The 20,828-nt window shown below is 62.4% G+C and carries 16 protein-coding genes and 1 pseudogene; 10 read left to right on the plus strand and 7 right to left on the minus strand.

Features of this window, described 5'->3' with window-relative positions:
* The first annotated feature begins 281 nt into the window (after positions 1-281).
* The 3 genes from CAK78_RS19365 to crr are packed head-to-tail and all read left to right on the plus strand — an operon-like array spanning position 282 to position 2,864.
* A complete protein-coding gene (locus tag CAK78_RS19365) occupies positions 282-539 on the plus strand; it encodes an HPr family phosphocarrier protein (RefSeq protein WP_005303128.1) in 258 nt (85 codons plus the stop codon).
* Between the two features lie 44 nt (positions 540-583).
* On the plus strand, positions 584-2,311 hold the full coding sequence (gene ptsI / locus CAK78_RS19370) for a phosphoenolpyruvate-protein phosphotransferase PtsI (protein ID WP_005303130.1): 1,728 nt from the start codon (positions 584-586) through the stop codon (positions 2,309-2,311).
* Between the two features lie 43 nt (positions 2,312-2,354).
* Positions 2,355-2,864 (plus strand): PTS glucose transporter subunit IIA, encoded by a 510-nt coding sequence (gene crr, locus CAK78_RS19375; RefSeq protein ID WP_094698350.1) that lies wholly within the window; start codon positions 2,355-2,357, stop codon positions 2,862-2,864.
* A gap of 77 nt (positions 2,865-2,941) precedes the next feature.
* Here the strand turns inward: crr and CAK78_RS19380 are convergent, their stop codons facing one another.
* The gene (locus tag CAK78_RS19380; RefSeq protein ID WP_176452860.1) at positions 2,942-3,904 is read right to left on the minus strand and encodes a GGDEF domain-containing protein; all 963 of its coding nucleotides are present in this window, start codon (positions 3,902-3,904) and stop codon (positions 2,942-2,944) included.
* 325 nt (positions 3,905-4,229) lie between these two features.
* Between CAK78_RS19380 and CAK78_RS19385 the strand changes: the two genes are divergently transcribed.
* Positions 4,230-4,775 (plus strand): cytochrome b, encoded by a 546-nt coding sequence (locus tag CAK78_RS19385; RefSeq protein ID WP_094698352.1) that lies wholly within the window; start codon positions 4,230-4,232, stop codon positions 4,773-4,775.
* 81 nt (positions 4,776-4,856) lie between these two features.
* Here the strand turns inward: CAK78_RS19385 and CAK78_RS19390 are convergent, their stop codons facing one another.
* From CAK78_RS19390 to CAK78_RS19405, 4 genes are all read right to left on the minus strand, one after another.
* Positions 4,857-8,591, minus strand: coding sequence for an AAA family ATPase (locus tag CAK78_RS19390; RefSeq protein WP_094698353.1), 3,735 nt, complete (start codon positions 8,589-8,591; stop codon positions 4,857-4,859).
* Positions 8,588-8,770, minus strand: coding sequence for an exonuclease SbcC (locus CAK78_RS19395; protein ID WP_094698354.1), 183 nt, complete (start codon positions 8,768-8,770; stop codon positions 8,588-8,590). The genes CAK78_RS19390 and CAK78_RS19395 overlap by 4 nt, the downstream gene beginning before the upstream one ends.
* Entirely contained in the window at positions 8,767-9,993 is a 1,227-nt protein-coding gene (locus CAK78_RS19400) for an exonuclease SbcCD subunit D C-terminal domain-containing protein (RefSeq protein ID WP_094698355.1), read from the minus strand. Before CAK78_RS19400 ends, CAK78_RS19395 begins: the two co-directional genes overlap by 4 nt.
* Positions 9,994-10,095: 102 nt before the next feature.
* The gene (locus CAK78_RS19405; protein WP_094698356.1) at positions 10,096-10,524 is read right to left on the minus strand and encodes a GNAT family N-acetyltransferase; all 429 of its coding nucleotides are present in this window, start codon (positions 10,522-10,524) and stop codon (positions 10,096-10,098) included.
* Positions 10,525-10,704: 180 nt separating this feature from the next.
* Between CAK78_RS19405 and rdgC the strand changes: the two genes are divergently transcribed.
* The 4 genes from rdgC to CAK78_RS19425 all read left to right on the plus strand — a co-directional run bounded on the left by rdgC (position 10,705) and on the right by CAK78_RS19425 (position 17,174).
* The gene (gene rdgC, locus CAK78_RS19410) at positions 10,705-11,616 is read left to right on the plus strand and encodes a recombination-associated protein RdgC (protein WP_005303149.1); all 912 of its coding nucleotides are present in this window, start codon (positions 10,705-10,707) and stop codon (positions 11,614-11,616) included.
* A 177-nt stretch (positions 11,617-11,793) separates the two neighbouring features.
* A complete protein-coding gene (ggt, locus tag CAK78_RS19415; RefSeq protein ID WP_094698357.1) occupies positions 11,794-13,572 on the plus strand; it encodes a gamma-glutamyltransferase in 1,779 nt (592 codons plus the stop codon).
* Positions 13,573-13,959: 387 nt separating this feature from the next.
* Complete coding sequence (gene ybaL, locus CAK78_RS19420) at positions 13,960-15,603, plus strand: YbaL family putative K(+) efflux transporter (RefSeq protein ID WP_094698358.1); 1,644 nt, start codon at positions 13,960-13,962, stop codon at positions 15,601-15,603.
* Between the two features lie 389 nt (positions 15,604-15,992).
* Positions 15,993-17,174, plus strand: coding sequence for a M28 family metallopeptidase (locus CAK78_RS19425; protein ID WP_094698359.1), 1,182 nt, complete (start codon positions 15,993-15,995; stop codon positions 17,172-17,174).
* Between the two features lie 74 nt (positions 17,175-17,248).
* Here the strand turns inward: CAK78_RS19425 and CAK78_RS23230 are convergent, their stop codons facing one another.
* Positions 17,249-17,461, minus strand: coding sequence for a hypothetical protein (locus CAK78_RS23230; RefSeq protein ID WP_094698361.1), 213 nt, complete (start codon positions 17,459-17,461; stop codon positions 17,249-17,251).
* Between the two features lie 304 nt (positions 17,462-17,765).
* Between CAK78_RS23230 and pykF the strand changes: the two genes are divergently transcribed.
* Both pykF and CAK78_RS19440 read left to right on the plus strand, forming a co-directional pair.
* Complete coding sequence (pykF, locus tag CAK78_RS19435; RefSeq protein WP_019839755.1) at positions 17,766-19,178, plus strand: pyruvate kinase PykF; 1,413 nt, start codon at positions 17,766-17,768, stop codon at positions 19,176-19,178.
* A gap of 150 nt (positions 19,179-19,328) precedes the next feature.
* Positions 19,329-19,643 (plus strand): annotated as a pseudogene (locus tag CAK78_RS19440) (hypothetical protein); the annotation flags it as partial.
* Between the two features lie 138 nt (positions 19,644-19,781).
* On the opposite strand, the gene CAK78_RS19445 reads toward CAK78_RS19440, so the two are convergent.
* The gene (locus tag CAK78_RS19445; protein WP_094698362.1) at positions 19,782-20,774 is read right to left on the minus strand and encodes an IS5 family transposase; all 993 of its coding nucleotides are present in this window, start codon (positions 20,772-20,774) and stop codon (positions 19,782-19,784) included.
* Between the last annotated feature and the right edge of the window lie 54 nt (positions 20,775-20,828).

Below are 20,828 nucleotides of genomic sequence, written 5' to 3' on the forward strand. Positions count from 1 at the left end.
CTGTGCCGCGTCACGAGGTGTTTGCCGACTAGGTATCACAAAGTAACAAAGTGTTATTTTTCGTTATAAAATAATTTCAGGCCAGTATTGACGCGGCTTGTAGCGCGATAACGGAAAAGAGTTGAGGCAGACACCGAATACTGCACAGAAAATTGACCTGGATTAAACCATTGCAGGTCTGATTTCGTTACTTTACAACATATCCATACTGACACGGTGCGAGAAGGAAGCTTCAAAAGCATCCCTCACACCAAAAAATATCAATAATATGGGGTGAAACCATGTACGAGAAGTCTGTTGTTATTACTGCTGAAAACGGCCTGCACACCCGTCCGGCAGCTCAGTTCGTGAAAGAAGCCAAAGAATTCCAAAGCGAGATCACTGTGGTCTCCGGTGGCAAGTCCGCCAGCGCCAAGAGCCTGTTCAAGCTGCAGACCCTGGGCCTGACCAAAGGCACCAACGTGACCATCCAGGCCGACGGCCCGGACGCTCAGAAAGCCGTTGAGAAGCTGGTTGCCCTGATGGACGAGCTGGAGTAATCCAGCTTTATTCCTCCCCCACAGTCGTTTTAATAGGAAGGATTATGATATCTGGCATTCTTGCGTCCCCCGGTATCGCATTCGGCAAGGCGCTTCTTCTGAAAGAAGATGAAATCGTTATCAATCAGGGCAAAATCGCTGCCGAACAGATTGATGCCGAAATCAACCGCTTCCTCGAAGCCCGCACCAAGTCAGCCGCACAGCTGGAAGCCATCAAAGAGATGGCCGGTCGCACCTTCGGTGAAGAAAAAGAGGCCATCTTCGAAGGCCACATCATGCTGCTCGAAGATGAAGAGCTGGAAGGGGATATCAGATCCTTCATCAAAGACAACAAGGCCACCGCCGACAAGGCCATCTACGAGGTCATCGAGCAGTACGCGAAGATGATGGCCGAGCTGGATGACCCCTATCTGCGCGAGCGCGCCACCGACTTCCGTGACATCGGTACCCGTCTGGTCAAGAACGTACTGGGCATCGCCGTTGTCAACCTGAGCACCATCGACGAAGAGGTGATCCTGGTCGCCAAAGACCTGACCCCGTCCGAAACCGCTCAGATCAACCTGAAATACGTGCTGGGTTTCGTCACCGACATCGGTGGCCGTACTTCCCACACCTCCATCATGGCCCGCTCCCTGGAGCTGCCGGCCATCGTGGGTACCAACGACATCACAGAGCGCGTCAAGAATGGTGACGTGCTGGTGCTGGACGCGATCAACAACCAGATCGTCCTCAACCCGACTGCCGAACAGCTGGCCAAGTTCAAAGAGATCCAGGCCCAGTTCCAGGCCGAGAAGGACGAGCTGGCCAAGCTGAAAGACCTGCCTGCCATCACCCTGGATGGCCATCAGGTCGAAGTGTGCGCCAACATCGGTACCGTCAAGGATACCGAGGGTGCCATCCGCAACGGCGCCGAAGGCGTGGGTCTGTACCGCACCGAGTTCCTGTTCATGGACCGTGACGCGCTGCCGACCGAAGACGAGCAGTTCAAAGCCTACAAAGAAGTGGCCGAAGCGATGCCGGATCAGCCGATCATCGTGCGCACCATGGACATCGGCGGCGACAAAGAACTGCCCTACATGAATTTCCCGAAAGAGATGAACCCCTTCCTGGGCTGGCGTGCCGTGCGTATCTTCTTCGATCGCGCCGACATCATGCACGCCCAGCTGCGGGCCATCCTGCGTGCGTCTGCCTTCGGCAAACTGCGCATCATGTTCCCGATGATCATCTCCGTCGAAGAGTTCCGCAGCCTCAAGGCCACCGTAGAGACGCTGAAAGCCGAACTGCGTGCCGAAGGCAAAGCCTTTGATGAATCCATCGAAGTGGGTATCATGATCGAGACCCCGGCTGCTGCCGTGATGGCTCATCATCTGGCCAAGGAAGTGGATTTCTTCAGTATCGGTACCAACGATTTGACCCAGTACACCCTGGCCGTCGACCGTGGTAACGAGATGATTTCCGCCATGTACAACCCGCTGTCACCCTCCGTCCTGACCCTGATCAAGATGGTTATCGATGCATCCCACGCCGAAGGCAAGTGGACCGGTATGTGTGGTGAACTGGCTGGTGACGAGCGTGCCACCCTGCTGCTGCTGGGTATGGGTCTGGATGAGTTCTCCATGAGCGCCATCTCTGTACCGCGTATCAAGAAGCTTATCCGCAACACCAACTTCGAAGATGTGAAGGCCATGGCTGATCAAGCGCTGAGCTTTGCCACCGCCGCCGAAATCGAAGCCTGTGTAGATAACTTTATTAAGCAGAAGGCAGTCTGCTAAGATCGGCTGCAAACAGCGACAATCATCTCTAGGAGCTTTTACTATGGGTCTGTTTGATAAACTGAAGAAACTGGTTTCCAATGACAGCTCTGATACCGGCGGCATCGAAATTTTTGCCCCGCTGTCAGGCGAAATCGTACCGATCGAAGATGTGCCCGACGTGGTCTTCGCCGAGAAGATCGTCGGTGACGGCATCGCCATCAAGCCGGCTGGCAACAAGATGGTTGCTCCGTGCGACGGCACCATCGGCAAGATCTTCGAGACCAACCACGCGTTCTCACTGGAATCCGACTCTGGTATCGAGCTGTTCGTTCACTTCGGTATCGATACCGTCGAGCTGAAAGGCGAAGGCTTCAAGCGCATCGCCCAGGAAGGTCAACAGGTCAAGCGCGGTGACACCATCATCGAGTTCGATCTGGCCGTTCTGGAAGCCAAAGCCAAATCTACCCTGACTCCTGTGGTCATCTCCAACATGGACGAGATCAAAGAACTGGTGAAGATGACGGGTGCCGTGACCGTGGGCGAGACCCCGGTGATCCGCATCAAGAAATAAGGCCGCCCGGGCAAGCGCCCGCCGCCGTACAAAAAAACCGAAGCCCAGGCTTCGGTTTTTTTATGGGCGCCTTCCGGCTACTCCTTGCCGAAGACCACCTGGTTGCGCCCGTTGCTCTTGGCTTGATAGAGCGCCTTGTCAGCCACCTGCAGCAGGTTGTCGTTGCTCTGGCCCTTGCCCAGGGTGGCACAGCCCAGGCTCATCGTCAGGGAGAAGCTCTGCCCCTCCCACGCGACGACATGGCCGACAAACTGCCGACGCAACTGCTCGGCCCGCTCGACTACCTGCTCCGCATCCACCCCGGGCAGGATCAGCAAAAACTCCTCCCCGCCCCAGCGGGCCAGGTGCTCCCCGGCTCTCAGCTGACCGGTCATGATGCGTGCCACCTCGCACAATGCCGCATCCCCGGCGGGATGCCCGTAACGATCATTGATCTGCTTGAAATGGTCTATGTCACCCAGGATCACCGAGAAGGGTTCTCTCTGCAGCCAGAGCGCCTGCAGTTGCTGGCCTGCAGCCCGTCGGTTGCCAAGCTCGGTCAGTGGATCGGTACATGAGATCCGGCTCACCTCCTCTATCATGCAGTACAGGTCGTGAATGTCGCGCAGCGTCACTATGTGCCAGCCCGGCATGGCATCGGCCTTGAGCTGGGCCGTGATGGTGAACCAGCGCTGCTGACCGCTCTTGCAGTAGAGCAGGGCGTTCATCTCGGCCACCGCCGCCCCGCTTGCCAGGCTGTCCATCACAGCCTGATTCCAGTTGGAAATAGCCAGGGCCCTGCTCTCTTCATCGCGATAGACGGTGGCAAACCAGCTGGCCATGTCGGGCAGATCCGTCAGGTCGTAGCCCAATTGCGCCACGAAAGCCCGATTCAGGAACCTGTGATGGCGGGCGGGGATCTCCGACAGCCGGGTGGGAATGCTGCCCAGTGTCTCGTTGCAGGCCGACTCCGAGATCAGGATCGGAAACGGAATCACGTCAAAGGAGCGAAACAGGATCTGCTGCAGCTCGGTCAGGATCACGGGATCAGTGATGGTCAAGGCAATTCCCTTCACCTGTTGAGGATTTTATTAAAGGTAAATGAGGGAAGAAGAGGGGTAAAGCCCTCATGCAACTGGACTGAATGCCCTGTTCCAGGCAGCTGGATCTCCAGCTAGTCGCCGCAACGGCAGCCGTTCCCCGATGGCAAAACCTGCTCTTCGACCAACGCTCTGCCGATCTGTTGCAAATAACATGTTAAAAACACACAGAGATCAAGGTTTTGACACATCTTCGCAGTAACATGGAAAAGAGTGGCCCGGAGGCAGGACGCCCACCCGATGAGACCCCCCTTGATGCAATGCGAGCCCCAAGAAGGATATGAACATGTTAAAAAATACCGAACAACGTTATGGCAGCCTGAGCATAGGGCTGCACTGGTTGACCCTGCTGCTGATGATCGCCGTCTATGCGCTGATGGAGTTCAGGGACATCTTCCCCAAAGGGTCGGCCGGCCGCGACCTGATGAAGGAGTTTCACTTCATGGTGGGTCTGCTGATCCTGGCGCTGGTGGTGGTACGCCTGCTGGTGCGCGCGAGCAGCCCCTCACCACGCATCGTGCCCGAGCTCTCCCCCCTGATGCTCACGCTGGCCAAGCTCGCCCACCTGGCGCTCTATGGCTTCCTGATCCTCACCCCGCTGCTGGGCTGGCTGCTGCTGAGCGCGGGCGGCAAGCCCATCCCCTTCTTCGGCCTTGAGCTTCCCGCCCTCATCGCCCCCAACGACGGCCTGAAGGGCACCATCAAGGAGCTGCACGAGACGCTGGCCAACATTGGCTATGCCCTGATTGCCCTGCATGCGGCGGCATCCATCTACCATCACCACGTGCTCAAGGACAACACCCTGACCAATATGCTGCCCGAGCGCAAATAGCCAGCGACGGGTTGCACACCAACAAGAAGGCCCCTTTGACAGGGGCCTTCTTGCTCATGGATGGTGAGGGATGACACACCGTCAGCCGGGCAGCACCACCCGGCTTTCGCCACCGCCGAGGGCCTCCACCCGCACCTGCACGCCGATCCGCTCCACCAGGGTCTGTACGTGGGAGATGACCCCGATCTGGCGACCGGCCGCCTGCAGGGAATCGAGGCTTGAGAGCGCCAGATCCAGGCTGTCGGGATCCAGGGTGCCGAAGCCCTCGTCAATAAAGAGCGATTCGACCTGGGTCTGGCGCGAGGACAGGCTGGAGAGGGCCAGCGCCAGCGCCAGCGACACCAGGAAGCTTTCGCCGCCGGAGAGGGAGTCCACCGAGCGCACCTCGTCCCCCATGTCGAGATCCACCACCTGCAGCGCCAGATCGGTGCCGGGCACCCGCTCCAGTCGATAGCGGGGGGAGAGCTCGGCAAGCTGGGCGTTGGCCTCCAGCAGCAACCGCTCCAGGGTGAGGCTCTGGGCGAAGGTACGCAGCTTGGCGCCGCTGGCCGAGCCGATGAGATCACAGAGCCGCTGCCAGTGATCCGCCACCGCCTGCTGGGCGGCCAGCTCCTCCTGCAGGGTACCCGCCTTGAGGGCAGCTGCCTCGGCCTGGGCCAGCGTGCTCTTGCACTGGAACAGCTGCTCATCGAGGGAGCGGCACGCCGTCAGCCGGCTGTCGAGCTCCTCTGGCGCCAACGCGGCCAGCTCGGGGTGATGCTCGCGGTAACGATCCCGCTTGCTCTCCTCCAGCGCCAGCGCCCGCTGCCGCTCGGTCAAACGGGTACGCGCCTCGGCGCGGGCATCCTCCAGCGCCTGCAAGGCTGCGCGGCGCCCCTTGAGCTCATCCGGGCTCATGGCCAGCAGGCGGCGCAGGTCATATTCGGCGATGCCGAGGCTGCTGGCGTGGGCAGCCCAGCGCCCCAGCACCTCCCGCCGCCGCCGGCTGCTCACCTGCTCCAGATGGCTGAGACGGGCCTTGAGCTCGGTCTGGCGCTCACGCAGGGCGCGGGCCGCCCCCTGCATCATCTCCAGCTCGCTGGCCAGCTGCTGCAGCCGCTGCTGCCAGCGATGCTCGACCAGGGCTATCTCCTCGCCACCCAGACAGGTGGCACGGCTGGTGACCAGCCCCTGCCGTTGCTGTTCATGCTCCTTGTAGTCGCGCTCGAGCTTGTGCAGCAGCTCGCGCTGGGTCTGCAGGCGCGCCTCCTGGGCGCTCAGGGCCGGGGTCAGGCTGGCAATCTCGCCGGCCAGCCGCTCCCACTCGCTCTGGCCGTGCAGCCAGGCCTCGCAGGCCCGCTGCCACTCGTGCCACTGCTGGCTGCCGAGCCACTGGCGCCAGGGCTGGCCCCCCATCTGCTCGTCGAGCCGGTTGCCTCCCTGCTCAAGGTGCTGGCGCAGGGTCGTTTCCTGCTCGCCCATCGCCTTCACCTCCCCTTCCAGGGCGATGCGCTGGCGGTCGGCCTCCTGCCACTGCTGCTCGAACTGCTGGTGCTGGCTGGCCAGCTGGCTCAGCTGCTGGCGCACGGCCTGCAACTGCTGCTGCCCCTGCTGAGCCTCACGCAGCTGCTGCTGGCTGTGAGCCAGCCCCTGCTCCAGACTCTGGCCGCGGCCGAGCAGGATGCTCATCAATTCGTTCCACTCGATTGGGCTCTGACCTAGCGGCAGCGGATGGCCGAGCAGGGTATCGCCTCCCAGCTGTTGCCAGCGCAGGGTCAGCTGCTCGGCACGGGTCTCCAGCTCAGGCAGATGTTGCTGGCGCACCGTCAGCTGTCGGGCCAGCTCCTGGCGCTCGCTCTCGCACTGAATGTATTGGTGATTGAGTCGCTCCCACTCGAGCTCCAGGCTGCGGACGCGCTCCGCCAGCTGGCCCAGAATACCCGCCACCTGTGGTTGGCTCTGGTGATAGGGGTGCTCCTCGGCGCCGCAGAGGGGACAGGGTTCACCGTCGCGCAAGATGTGGCGATGCTGCTCGAAACTGGCGATGGCGCGGGACTGCTCCAGCGCGTGGCGCGCCTCGTCCCGCTGCAGGGCGAGCCGCTCGCGGGCCGGCGCCAGCTCGTCGCCGAGGATGGCCAGCTTGCCGAGCGCCTGCTCCAGCTGGGCAATCTCCTGCTGCAGGCGACCATGCTGCTCGCCGTGATTGCGGCCATAGTCGGCCAGCTCCAGCAGCTGGCGCAGCTGGCCCAGCTGTTCGGTCTGCCCTTGCCACTGCTCCTGAGCCTTGGCCAGGCGCCCCTCCCACTGCTGCTCCTGCAGCTCGTGCTGTTGCTGCTGCAGCCGCTCCTGCTCGCGCTGCCAGTAGTCGCGCTCCTGCTGCCCCTGCTCCAGCTGGTGCTGCAACTGCCTGAGGGCGCGCAGCTTGTGTTCGCGCAGGGTAAGGAGCTGCTGCAGCCTGTCGGCATCTTCGGCCCAATCCTGCATGGCGGTGAGCAGGGGCTGCCACTGGCGGGCCACCGGCGCCAGCTCCTTGTGCTCCTCAAGCCAGGCGCCCCACTGCTGGTGCTGGACCTTGAGCTGCTCCACCTGCTGGCGCTGCTGGTGCCAGCCCTGCTCAAGGGTGAGCTGCACCTCCCGCTCCTGCGTCCCCTCCTGCTGGATCTTCTGCAGTTGCTGCTGCTTTTCCCGAATGCGGGTATCGAGATCCTGCGCCCGCTTGAGCTCGGGCTGCAGGGCGCCCCACTCGCGCTCGGCGGCGATCTTCTCCGCCAGCAGCTGTTGCTCGGTGAGGGCGCTCTGCTGGGTCTGCTCCTCCAGCTTGCCAAGCTCGGGACCGAGCTCGGCGAGCAGTTTCTCCTGCTGCTGCACCTCCAGGGTGAGGCGAGCCAGCTCGTCGTGATCGGCGCGGGCCACCTGGGCCTGCTCGGCGCGGGCGAACTCCTCGCGATCGGGGGCGGCTGCACTGTGGGCCACCTCGGCCGCGGCAAGGGCCGCCTCCCCCTCCTCACAGGCCTGCAACTGGGCGACGATGCGGCCATTGAGGTCGCGCAAGTCCTGCATCAGTTGCTGTTGTTGCTGCTCGTGTTTGAGGCTGGTGGCGAGGCTCACCTGCTGGCTAACCCACTGCTCGCGGGTCGCCTCGTCCATCAGCGCCACATCGCCGAGCCGCTGGCTGATGGAAGCCAGTTGCTGCTGCTCCTCCCGCGCCCGTTCATGGGTCTGGACTGAAATGGCGGAGTAGAGCTCGGTGCCGGTCATCCGTTCGAGCAGGGCCGAACGCTCGTCGGCGCTCGATTTGAGGAAGGCGGCAAACTCCCCCTGCGGCAGGATGACGGCGCGGCGAAACTGCTCCCAGGAGAGTCCCACCAGCTCGTCGATGCGATCCTGCAGCTCCCGCTTGCTGCCACTGAACACCTGGCCCGACGCCACGTCGGTCAGGCTGCGCTCCTGGGCCTGAAAGCGCCCCTCGGCGCGGTTGCGGGCCCGGCGCACCGCCCAGCGGGCCAGCCAGACGCGGCCGTCACAGCCGCGAAACTGCACCTCGGCAAAACCGCTGGCGTAACCGCGGCTGAGGATGCCGCGCACGTCGTTGGCCTTGAGCTTCTCCTCGTCATCCATGCGGCCCACTTCGGCCACGTTCTTGCGATTGGCGATAAAGCGCGGCATCTCGTCGTAGAGCGCCAGGCAGATGGCATCGAGCAGGGTGCTCTTGCCGGCGCCAGTATTGCCGGTGATGGCAAACAGGCCGGCGGCCCCCAGGGCACCACCGGCAAAATCGATGATGAATTGACCGGTCAGGCTGGCGAGGTTCTCACCACTCAAAGAGAGGATCTTCATACGCCACACGCCTCCATCCATACCGACCCGATATCGCGCGTGCTCTTTCCCCCATCAGCCCGAGTATTGCCGGTGATGGCAAACAGGCCGGCGGCCCCCAAGGCGCCACCGGCAAAATCGAGGATAAAGGGACCGGTCAGGCTGGCCAGATTCTCCCCTGACAGCGACAAGATTTTCATGCATTAGCCTCCTTCACCTGTTCCAGGATCTCTTCAAACGACGTCACCAACTCGGCCTCCGGCTCCCCATCGAACTGACGCTGATAGCAGAGGCGAAACACTTCTGTGGGGGAGAGCTCATCCAGCCGGCGCTGGCCGGAGCCGTCCGCCAGCCCCAGCCCCGAGCCCTGATAACTGGTCGTGATGCGGGCCAGGCGCACCGGCTTGTCGCCGATGGCGGCCAGCACGCGCTCGCGGATGCGGGCCTCGGGTTTGGGCAGCAGCAGCCGCACCTCGAGGAAGGGCTGTGCCTGCTGCGGGCAAGCGGGCAGCGCCAGCGCCTCAATGGCCTGGAGCGCCTCGTCGAGGCCGCTCTGGGGCAGCCGGATCATCTCCACCGCGCGGGGCACAGAGATCCGCTCAAGGCGGGCCAGCTTGCCCCCCTCAAACGTCACCTCCAGCACCTGATGGTTGTAGTTCGCCTCGGCCAGCGAGAGCGGCAGCGGCGAGCCGCTGTAGTGCACCCCCTCGGCCGGACTCTGGGCCAGGTGCAGGTGGCCCAGCGCCGTGTAATCGGCGGCGGCAAACAGCTCGGCAGGCAGGGCGTGCTGGTTGCCGCCGAGCACCCGCCGCTCAGAGAGCTCGGAGAGCTGGCCCGCCGCCAGATAGGCGTGCCCCATGGCGATCAGGGCCTGATCCGGATTGCAGCGCGCCCGCCCCTCGCTCAGCACCGCTTCATAGACCTGGCGTACCCCTTCGATGAGTCTGTCCTGCCCCTCGCTGAGCCCTTCCGGGCGCAGATCGCTGCTGCGCAGAAACGGCACGGCGGCGCACCAGGCGGCCACCTCGCCGTTTTTGCCTCGCAGCGGCACCAGCAGGCGCTCGGTCTCGAGGCGCCCCTCGTCGTCCCGGCTGATGCTGCCCACCAGATGCAGGTCGAAGGCGCGCAGCAGCTCGTGGGGGGCATCCAGCTTGGAGGGGGAGTCGTGGTTGCCGCCGATGAGCACCATCTCCAGTGCCGGGTGCTCGGCGCGCAGCCTGGCCAGAAAGCGGTAGAGCTGCTGCCAGGCGCTGGCGGGGGGATTGGCGGTGTCGAACAGATCGCCCGCCACCAGCAGGGCGTCGATGTCACGGCGCTTGATGGTGTCGGCCAGCCAGTCGAGAAAGGCATCGTGTTCAAAGCGGCGGTCATGGCCATGGAGTTGATGGCCAAGGTGCCAGTCGGCGGTATGCAGGATCTTCATGAAAAAACGGCTCGTATGGAGGTGGTGCCAGCAGCACCCGATGCAGACAAGATGAGGATATGCCTCCCTTTTTTCAAGCCGGACAGGGTGCTGGCGTCAGATTCAGGCGGGCTCGCAGCACATCTGGTACTGGGGATGACCGGTGAGCGGGTCGGCCAGCTCCCCCTCGATCACGAAACCGTGGCGACGATAGAAGCGCACCGCCTGATCGTTTTCCACGAAGACCCGGGCATGCAGCCTGGCCCCCTTGGACTTGGCCTCCTGCAGCAGGGCATGACCCACCCCCCGCCCCTGACGGTCAGGGCGCACAAACAGGGCGGCCAGATAGTCATCCACCAGCGCCATGAAGCCGAGCAGCTCGCCGCGCTCCTCGAACACCCAGATGCGGGCGCGATCGAGATAACGGGTGCGCAGATCTTCCTGCGCCTGCCACCAACAGGAGGCATCGACAAAATCATGGGCCTGCAGGGAGGCCAGCAACCAGATCTCGACGATCTCGTCCATGTCGTCAGACCGACTCGCCCTCAGCATATTGGTATCCTTGTTAACAACCTTAACATTCGCAGTCTAGGGGAGTTTGATGACGGCTTTGGGGACGGATATGACTCCCTGTGAAGTCGATCGCCCTTTATTTAACAAGAATGATTGGCTGATCACAAAGCGCCTCTCTAGTACAATGCCCGCCGGACAATCTATGAGACCGAGGACGCCATGTGGTTTAAAAACCTGCAGATTTATCGCTTTACCCGCCCCTTCGAGCTGACCGTCGAGCAGCTGGAAACCCAGCTGGAAGCCTGTGCCTTCACCCCGTGCGGCAGCCAGGACATCTCCCGGTTCGGGTGGGTCAAGCCCCTTGGCAAATTCGGCTCCACCCTGACCCACTCCGCCGCCGGCCACATCCTGCTGTGCGCTCGCAAGGAAGAGAAGATGCTGCCCGGCACCGTGGTCAAGGAGATGCTGGCGGAGAAGGTAGAGGCGATCGAGTTCGAGCAGGGCCGCGCCCTCAAGAAGAAAGAGAAGGAAGCGCTCAAGGAAGAGATCATGCACACCCTGCTGCCGCGCGCCTTCAGCCGCACCAGCCAGACCTTCGCCTGGATCAATCCGGCCGACAACCTGATGGTGGTGGACGCAGGCTCCGCCAAGAAGGCTGACGATCTGCTGGCCCTCTTGCGCAAGTCCATCGGCACCCTGCCGGTGGTGCCGGTGGCCCTCAAGAACCCGCCCGAGATCACCATGACCGAGTGGCTGAACGAGGGCAACCTGCCCGCCTCCTTTACCCTGGAGGACGAGGCCGAGCTGCGCAGCGCCATGGAACACGGCGGCATCATCCGCTGCAAGCAGCAGGATCTGATGAGCGACGAGATCAAGAACCACCTGGCCAACGACAAGCTGGTCACCAAGCTGGCCCTCAACTGGGGCGAGACCCTGAGCTTCGTGCTGGGGGATGACCTCTCCATCAAGCGCCTGAAATTCAGCGAAGAGCTGCGCGAGCAGAACGACGACGTCACCAGCGAAGATCCGGCCGCCCGTCTGGATGCCGACTTTGCCCTGGTCACCGCCGAGCTGGCCCAGTTCATCCCGGCCCTGTTCGCCGCCCTGGGCGGTGAAGAGCAGTCCATCTAAGCGAATTGGCTCAGCCTGATTGCAAAAAACCGCCTCCGGGCGGTTTTTTATGGGCGGGCGCCGGTGCGACTTGTTGATAGATGAGTAACTTGTTGATCTGATTCAACAACTTGAGTCATTAGCGCCAATCGTGACATAGTCCCCCCTCATGCTCATAAAACAGACAAGGAGAGTGTCATGTTGCGCAAACCGCTGGGGCTGGCCATCGCCCTCGCTCTGCTGGCCGGCTGCGCCGCTCAGCAGAGCCCGCAAACGCCCCCCGCCCACACCCTGATCGCGCCGGAGGCCGCCAGCGGCTGGCAGGACAAACAAGGCTGGCAGGGCCACGACTTCATGGTGGCTGCCGCCAACCCGCTGGCGGTGGAGGCGGGCTACCAGATGATCCAGGCCGGCGGCAGCGCGGTGGATGCCGCCATCGCGGTGCAGCTGGTATTGACCCTGGTGGAGCCGCAATCCTCCGGCATCGGCGGTGGCTCCCTCAAGCTGGTGTGGGACGGCAAGCAGGTAGCCGCCGTGGATGGCCGCGAGACGGCCCCCGCCGCCGCCACCGATCAGCTGTTCATGAAGGATGGCAAGCCGATGGCCTTCTACGACGGCGTGGTGGGCGGGCGTTCGGTGGGCGCCCCCGGCACGGTGCGGGCACTGGCGCTGGCCCACCAGCGCTATGGCAAGCTGCCCTGGGCTGCGCTGTTCCAGCCCGCCATCACCCTCGCGGAGCAGGGATTCGTGATAAGCCCGCGGCTGGCCGCGCTGCTGGCCAAGGATCCCTATCTTGCAAAAGACCCGGATGCACGGGCCTACTTCTATCAGGCCGACGGCACCCCCAGAGCGGCGGGCAGCCGGCTGACCAACCCGGCGCTGGCCAAGGTGCTGCGTACCCTGGCAAGCCAGGGGGCGGACGCCTTCTATCGCGGCCCGCTGGCCGAGGCCATGGTGGCCAAGGTGCACGCCCACCCGACCAACCCGGGGGTGCTGAGCGCCGTCGATCTGGCCAGCTACCGCGCCAAGCTGCGCGACGGCCTCTGCTTTGACTATCGCCAGAGCCGGGTGTGCGGCTTCCCGTCCCCCTCGTCCGGCACCATAGCCCTTGGCCAGATCTTCGGCATGCTGGAGAGCCGCGACATGGCGGCCCTCAAGCCGGTACAAGGGGAGCAGGGCCAGCCGGCCGCCTCCGCCGAGGCAATCCACCTCTACAGCGAGGCGGCGCGGCTCGCCTTTGCCGACCGCAACCAGTACGTGGCGGACAGCGACTATGTGGCGGTCCCCGTCAGCGGCCTGCTCGACAAACACTATCTGGCCCGGCGCGGCGCCCTGATCGGCGAGCGTTCCATGGGCCTGGCCAACGCGGGCACCCCGCCGCTGGCGCCGGCTCGCGGCCAGGATGCAACCCCTGAGCTCCCCTCCACCAGCCACATCTCCATCGTCGACAAGGCGGGGATGGCGGTCTCCATGACTAGCTCCATCGAGGACGGCTTCGGCTCGCGGCTGATGGTCAACGGCTACCTGCTCAACAACCAGCTCACCGACTTCTCCTTCACCTCGCTGGACGCCGCCGGGCTGCCGGTGGCCAACCGGGTGGAGCCGGGCAAGCGGCCGCGCTCCTCCATGTCCCCCCTGCTGGTGTTCGACAAGGGCAGCGGCGAGCTGGAGATGAGCCTGGGATCACCGGGAGGCTCCGCCATCATCAACTACGTGGGCAAGACGCTGCTGGGCACCCAGGATTGGGGGCTCAACCTGCAGCAGGCGATCAATCTGCCCAACTTCGGCAGTCGCAATGGCCCCACCGAGCTGGAGGCGGGCCGCACCCCGGCCGCCGTGGTCGAGGCACTCAAGGCGAAGGGGCACGAGGTGGTGCTGAGCGAGCAGACCTCGGGCCTGCAGGGGGTGCAGCGCAACGCTGGCGGCTGGCTGGGCGCCGCCGATCCGCGTCGGGAAGGGATCGCCAAGGGCCAGTGAAGTCGCGGTGGTCTGCACCCAACGTTCAATGCAACGAAGCGGCTAGTCGGCCGCTTTTTTGTGAGGCCAGGCTCCACTCGCCCTGGCAAAAAAAATCATCGCCGATTGATTAATGCTGCCAATCCAGGCCAACAAAAGCAGCAAGCCTCACCCAAAAATCATTACTTATTCACATTTAATCGCAAATAATGTTTTAAATGTGGATAAATATTGTCTTTCCACCAAAAACGTATTATTTTTCAACAGAAACGGCAACTGTTGTCCCTCAGACACACCCCGTGCACGGGACCAGCATCTGTCTCTTTCGCCCCCTGCTCATTGACAGCTGCCCTCTTCACCCGCGCGGTGATCTGGTAGCCCCCTGACTGCCATTAGCGAGGTGACGACATGGACCACTCCCTTCCCCTGATTACCACCCTGGTCGGCGGCTTCGTGCTGGCCTACATCCTCGGCATGCTGGCCCAGCGCCTCAAGATCTCCCCCATGGTGGGCTATCTGGCGGCCGGCGTCATCTCGGGCCCCTTCACCCCGGGGTACGTGGCCGACATGAAGCTGGTGCCCGAGCTGGCAGAGCTGGGGGTGATCCTGCTGATGTTCGGGGTGGGGCTGCACTTCTCCTTTCGCGACCTGATGTCGGTAAAGCGGATCGCCATCCCGGGCGCCATCGCCCAGATCGCGGTCGCCACCCTGCTCGGCATGGGGCTCGCCTCCCTGCTGGGGTGGGATCCGGTCGCCGGCCTGATGTTCGGCCTCGCCCTCTCCACCGCCAGTACCGTGGTGCTGCTGCGGGCGCTGGAGAGCCGCCAGAATCTGGAGACCCTGCAGGGGCGCATCGCCATCGGCTGGCTCATCGTCGAGGATCTGGTGATGGTGCTGGCGCTGGTGATGCTGCCCATCATCGCCGACATCCGGTTCGGCGAGCAGGCCATGAGCTGGCAGAGCATAGCGCTGGATCTGGGCTGGACCCTCGGCAAGGTGAGCCTGTTCGTGGCGCTGATGATGGTGGTAGGCAGCCGCTTCATCCCCTGGCTGCTGACCCACACCGCCAGCACCGGCTCGCGCGAGCTGTTCACCCTGGCGGTGCTGACCTGCTCCCTCGGCATCGCCTTCGGGGCGGTCAAGCTGTTCGGCGTCTCCTTCGCCCTTGGCGCCTTCTTCACCGGCATCGTCATGAACCGCTCCGAGCTGAGCCACCGCGCCGCCAACAACACCCTGCCGCTGCAGGACGCCTTCGCCGTGCTGTTCTTCGTCTCGGTGGGCATGCTGTTCAACCCGGCGGTGCTGCTGACCGAGCCGCTGGCGGTGCTGGCCACCCTGTTCATCATCATGTTCGGCAAGTCGGCGGCAGCCTACGCCATCGTGCGGCTGTTTCGCTACAGCAAGCGCACCGCCCTCACCATCTCCGCCAGCCTGGCCCAGATCGGCGAGTTCTCCTTCATCCTCATCGGGCTGGCCATAGTGCTGAAACTGGTGCCGGAAGGAGCCCGTGACCTGATCCTGGTGGGTGCCAGCCTCTCCATCATGCTCAACCCGCTGGTGTTCAACGCCGTCGAGCGCTACTTGGAGAAACAGCCGGACGCTGACAACACCCAGGTGCTGGCCGAGTGCACATGCCCGCCGGTGGAGATGAAAGGCCACACCATACTGGCGGGCTATGGCCGGGTCGGCCGTCTGCTGGTGAGCGGCCTGCAGCAGGCCGGGCGCGAGCTGGTGGTGATCGAGCAGGATCCGCACCGGCTGGAGAGCCTGCGTCAGGCCGACATTCCCCACGTCAACGGCAACGTGGCCGATGACGAGGTGCTGTGCCGCGCCGCCATCGCCGACGCCAGCTGGCTGCTGGTGGCCATCCCCAACAGCTTCGAAGCCGGCGAGGCCATCGCCCAGGCCAGGCTCATCAACCCTACCATCCGGGTGATCGCCCGCGCCCACAGCGACGACGAGGTGAGCTTCCTCACCAGGCAGGGGGCGGACAAGGTGATCATGGGCGAGCGGGAGACCGCCCTCGGCATGCTGGCCCAGGCCACTGCGTAAACTGCCATCCCATCCAGTCAACCAGAGGGGCTTTTGCCCCTCTTCTTTATGGTTGCCGTTATGCCCGTCACTGACGCCGATGCACCGGCCACCGGCGGCGCGCGCCGATATGGCACAGTTTGACTCCCTTTGTCTGCCCCCCAGTCAGGGCCAAGCGCCGCCACGGCCACGAGCCCCCTGCTCACCGCCCCCTCGCCAGCACAAAGCTCCGCCAGCCACCCCCGCCGGCCCGCAGTAGACAGCAGATCCTGCAGCGACCCCCACCGGATTGGGGGAGCACCGCGCCAGATGGACAAATTCGCAGGTCTGCCTCCTTGGCTAGACTGGGCCAGTCGTCTTATGACACCCATTTGGCACATGTGCCCGCAACCAATCTGGAAGGATCCGCCATGAAACCCTTGTTGACTGCCCTCTTGCTCCCCCTGCTGCCCCTCGCCGTACAGGCCGCCGAGCCCGTCTGGATCACGGTCGGTGCCGACAGCGGCGTCGAACTCAAGCAGGTGAAGGCCAAGCTGGCCCCCCTGTTCAGCGCCAGCGGCGCCCCGGTTCAGCTGGCCCAGGTCGAGGCGAGCGAGCTTGGTACCCTCTCTCACCTGATGCACGAAGGCCACCAGCGCTGCGGCGGCTACGTGGTGCACAGCACCCTGGCCGACGCGCTGCAGAGCATGGCCCAGCCCATCAGCCAGAACCTGTTCAGCGCCCCGCCACTGACCCAGGGGGCCAGCGTCAACCGGCTGCTGCCCTATCTGGATCAGGGCAACATAGTCGGCACCATCAGCCAGCTCGCCAGCTGGCGCAACCGCTACTACACCACCACCACGGGGGTGCAGTCGGCTGACTGGGTGGCCGGCCAGTGGCAGACCCTGAGCGCGACCCTGCCCTGGGCCAGCATCAGCCGGGTCAAGCACAGCGGCTATCCGCAGCAATCCGTGGTGCTGACCCTCAAGGGCAGCCGCTACCCGGACGAAGTGGTGGTGCTCGGCGGTCACCTCGACTCCACCGCGGGCTCGGCCCCCAACAGCCGCACCCTGGCGCCCGGTGCCGACGACGATGCCTCCGGCATCGCCACCCTGACCGAGGTACTGCGGGTCATCGCCGAACAGGGTCGCCAGCCGGAGCGCACCCTGCAGTTCATCGGCTATGCGGCGGAAGAGGTGGGGCTGCGCGGCTCCAAGGACATCGCCACTCGCTACAAGGCGGCCAACACCAAGGTGCTGGCGGCGCTGCAGCTGGACATGACCAACTATCAGGGCTCGGCGGAAGATATCGTCTTCATGACCGACTACACCGACCAGGGGCTGACCGGCTATCTGACCCAGCTGCTCGACGCCTATCTGCCCCAGATCCGCTACGGCTATGACAGCTGCGGTTACGGCTGCTCGGATCACGCCTCCTGGCACAATCAGGGCTACCCGGCCGCCATGCCGTTCGAGTCGCGCTTCAACGACTACAACCCCAACATCCACACCGCCCGGGACACCTTGCAAAACTCGGATCCCTCGGCTGCCCACGCCCTCAAGTTTGCCCAGCTGGCCACCAGCTTCGCCATCGAGATGGGCAAGATAAACTGAGCCGCCAAGGAGTAATGAAGCACCTAAAACAAGAGGGAGGCCAGGCCTCCCTCTCTTCTTTTCAAACCTGCCGCTCAGGGCTGTCGATATGCCCCGGCAAGCGGGGGATTGGGGCGCGGCAAGCCTGGCTGCGCGTGGGCCGTGGCGGCCTGCGCATGCAGCCTTTCAAGGCGCTCGAACGCACGCAGCGCGTCATCGCGAGGAGCGGGATCGGCCGGCCAGCAGCTGGTGGGCAGCGCCTGCACACCCAGCAGAGCAAGGGACAACAGCAACAGATAAGGGGCCATCTTGCAGCACTCCGGTGGCAGCAGAGTGTCTATTCTTGTCGGGGACCGATGACGGTTTGATGAAGGGACGGGATCGTCATTTTACAACATTTGACGAGGCGGGCCGGCGCCGAGATACATATGGCGACATTTATGCCAAATCTGCGCTGACCAGTTAATTTATGCCCTAAAAAGTAGCCGGGAGGAAAACGTTATCCCTGAAAAGAAAACGTTATCTGGTCAAAACGTTGTTTCTGGATCATAAAAAGTATCCAAAAACTGGTGTATATTGCACGGCGGAAACTCCTTAACCATGAAGACTGACATGAAAAAGACCAAAATCGTCTGCACCATCGGTCCCAAGACCGAATCCAAAGAAATGCTGGCCAAGATGCTGGACGCCGGCATGAACGTCATGCGCCTGAACTTCTCCCACGGCGACTACGCCGAGCACGGTGGTCGCATCAGCAACCTGCGCGCTGTCATGGCCGAAACCGGCAAGCACGCAGCCATCCTGCTGGACACCAAGGGTCCGGAAATCCGTACCATCAAGCTGGAAGGCGGCAACGACGTGGCCCTGGTCGCTGGCCAGACCTTCACCTTCACCACCGACCAGACCGTGGTTGGCAACAAAGACAAGGTCGCCGTGACCTATGCCGGTTTCGCCAACGACCTGCGCGTCGGCAACCGCATCCTGGTTGACGATGGCCTGATCGGTCTGGACGTCATCGAAATCACCGAGCGCGAAGTTGTCTGTAAAGTACTGAACAACGGCGATCTGGGCGAGAACAAGGGCATCAACCTGCCGGGCGTCTCCATCAAGCTGCCGGCCCTGGCCGAGAAAGACAAGCGCGATCTGATCTTCGGTTGCGAGCAAGGCGTTGATTTCGTTGCCGCTTCCTTCATTCGCAAGAAAGAAGACGTACTGGAAATCCGTGAGCACCTGAAGGCCCACGGTGGCGAGAACATCCAGATCATCTCCAAGATCGAAAACCAGGAAGGCCTGGACAACTTCGACGAGATCCTGGCTGTCTCCGACGGCATCATGGTTGCTCGTGGCGACATGGGTGTCGAAATCCCGGTTGAAGAAGTTATCTTCGCCCAGAAGATGATCATCGAGAAGTGCAACAAAGCCCGCAAAGTGGTCATCACCGCCACCCAGATGCTGGACTCCATGATCAAGAACCCGCGTCCGACCCGCGCCGAAGCCGGCGACGTGGCCAACGCCATCCTGGACGGTACCGACGCAGTCATGCTGTCTGGTGAGTCCGCCAAGGGCAAGTACCCGCTGGAAGCCGTGACCATCATGGCCACCATCTGCGAGCGTACCGATGCCGTGATGCCGTCCAACCTGTCTGCTGCCAACGACAGCAACAAGCTGCGCATCACCGAAGCCGTATGTAAAGGCGCGGTAGAGACCTCCGAGAAGCTGGACGCCCCGCTGATCGTGGTTGCCACTGAAGGCGGCAAGTCTGCCAAGGCCATCCGCAAGTACTTCCCGAAAGCCTGGATCCTGGCCATCACCACCAACAAGAAGACCGCTGCCCAGCTGGTACTGACCAAGGGTGTGGTTGCTCACGTGGTTGACAGCATCGCCTCCACCGACGATTTCTATCGCATCGGCAAAGAAGCGGCCCTGGCCAGCGGCATGGGTCTGAAGGGTGACGTGGTTGTCATGGTCTCCGGTGCTCTGGTACCGAGCGGCACCACCAACACCGCTTCCGTTCACGTTCTTTAATCGGAACTGAACAAGCTGAAAACGGCGCCCGCGGGCGCCGTTTTTTTTATCTCGCCCCCCTGCTGCCCCTTTCTGCCCGGTGTTAGAATCCACGCGGATTTAATCCAAGTGGGACATCTCCCGAATATCGCGTAATAACCCGGAAGTTTTATGCTCTCAATACCGTTCAAAAGAGCCTCGGCCACCCTGTTGCCGCTGCTCTGCTTACTCGTCAGTCTCTGCGCCCCGCAAGCCATGGCGCAGGACGTGCCCCAACGTACCAGCGTACAACGGGCACTCGACGCCCTCGGCAAGTCGGACACCCTCACCGTCAGCCAGCAGGCCGACCAGAAATTCCTGACCGACACCCTCTCCCTGCTCGACAGCATCGAAAAAGAGAAGAGCAAGGCCAGAAGCCAGAACGAGCGCGTCCGCTCCCTGCCGGCCGAGCTGCGCGACATCAGCGCCAGACTGGATGCCCTGACCTAGGGAAGGTGCGAACAAGTGGATCGCACCTTCATCATGAGTAATATGCCCACATTTTAAAATTTCATTACTTCAAAATTCGGACGTATTTACTCCCAAATCTGACTTTTTGTTCCATTACCCCCCCCTTTTCGGGGCTTACCTCGCATTTTGGACGCAGCTACCCCATCCCCGTATCATCTGCTCCACTCGAAACAGATTCGCCAGCGTAAACAACATCGCCAGTTGGTTGTCGTTCTTCCGCAGCCCCTTGTACCGTGCTTTCACAAAGCCAAACTGACGTTTGATGAGCCGGAACGGATGTTCCACTTTGGCGCGGACGCTGGACTTGAGCCTCTCAAAAGCAATTACTGTCTTGTTTTTACGAGGATGCTTTTTGAGTTCCTTGAGTTTGCCAGGGCGCCTGGCAATCGCCCATTCAGCCTTCACATCGGCCAGCTCTTCACGGTTTTCTGCCCCCTGATATCCCGCGTCAGCGAACACAAACTCTTCCTTGCCATGGAGCAGATTCCCCACCTGATTGAGGTCGTGCTCGTTGGCTGACGTGGTCTCCAGACTGTGGGTGAGGCCACTCTTGGCATCAACGCCGATATGAGCCTTCATGCCGAAATACCACTGATTGCCTTTCTTGGTCTGATGCATCTCGGGGTCACGCTCTCCCCGCTTGTTTTTGGTGGAGTTGGGGGCTTCGATGATAGTGGCATCGACCAGCGTGCCTTGCTTCATCATGATGCCAGCGTCACAGAGCCACTGGTTGATGGCCTCGAATAGTTGGCGTGCCAGTTGGTGCTGCTCCAGCAGATGCCGGAAATTCATGATGGTAGTGCGGTCAGGGATAGCCTGGTCCAGGGAGAGTTTGGCAAACAGACGCATTGAGGCAATTTCGTAGAGTGCGTCCTCCATGGCGCCGTCGCTGAGGTTGTACCACTGCTGCATACAGTGAATGCGGAGCATGGTATCGAGTGGGTAGGGACGACGCCCGTTACCAGCTTTGGGATAGACGGGTTCGATGACCCCCAGCATCCTTGGCCATGGGAGCACAGCCTCCATGCGAGCCAAGAATATCTCTTTACGGGTTTTACGGCGTTTGCCATTGAACTCGCAGTCCGCGAAGGTGAGCTGGTGACTCATGCTGAACCTCATCCCTGATGCCAAGTGGGGTTCATGATCTCACATCAAGGACTT

Origin of the sequence: Aeromonas sp. A35_P, from assembly GCF_002259925.1 — a bacterium.
GTDB classification, from domain to species: Bacteria; Pseudomonadota; Gammaproteobacteria; order Enterobacterales; family Aeromonadaceae; genus Aeromonas; species Aeromonas dhakensis.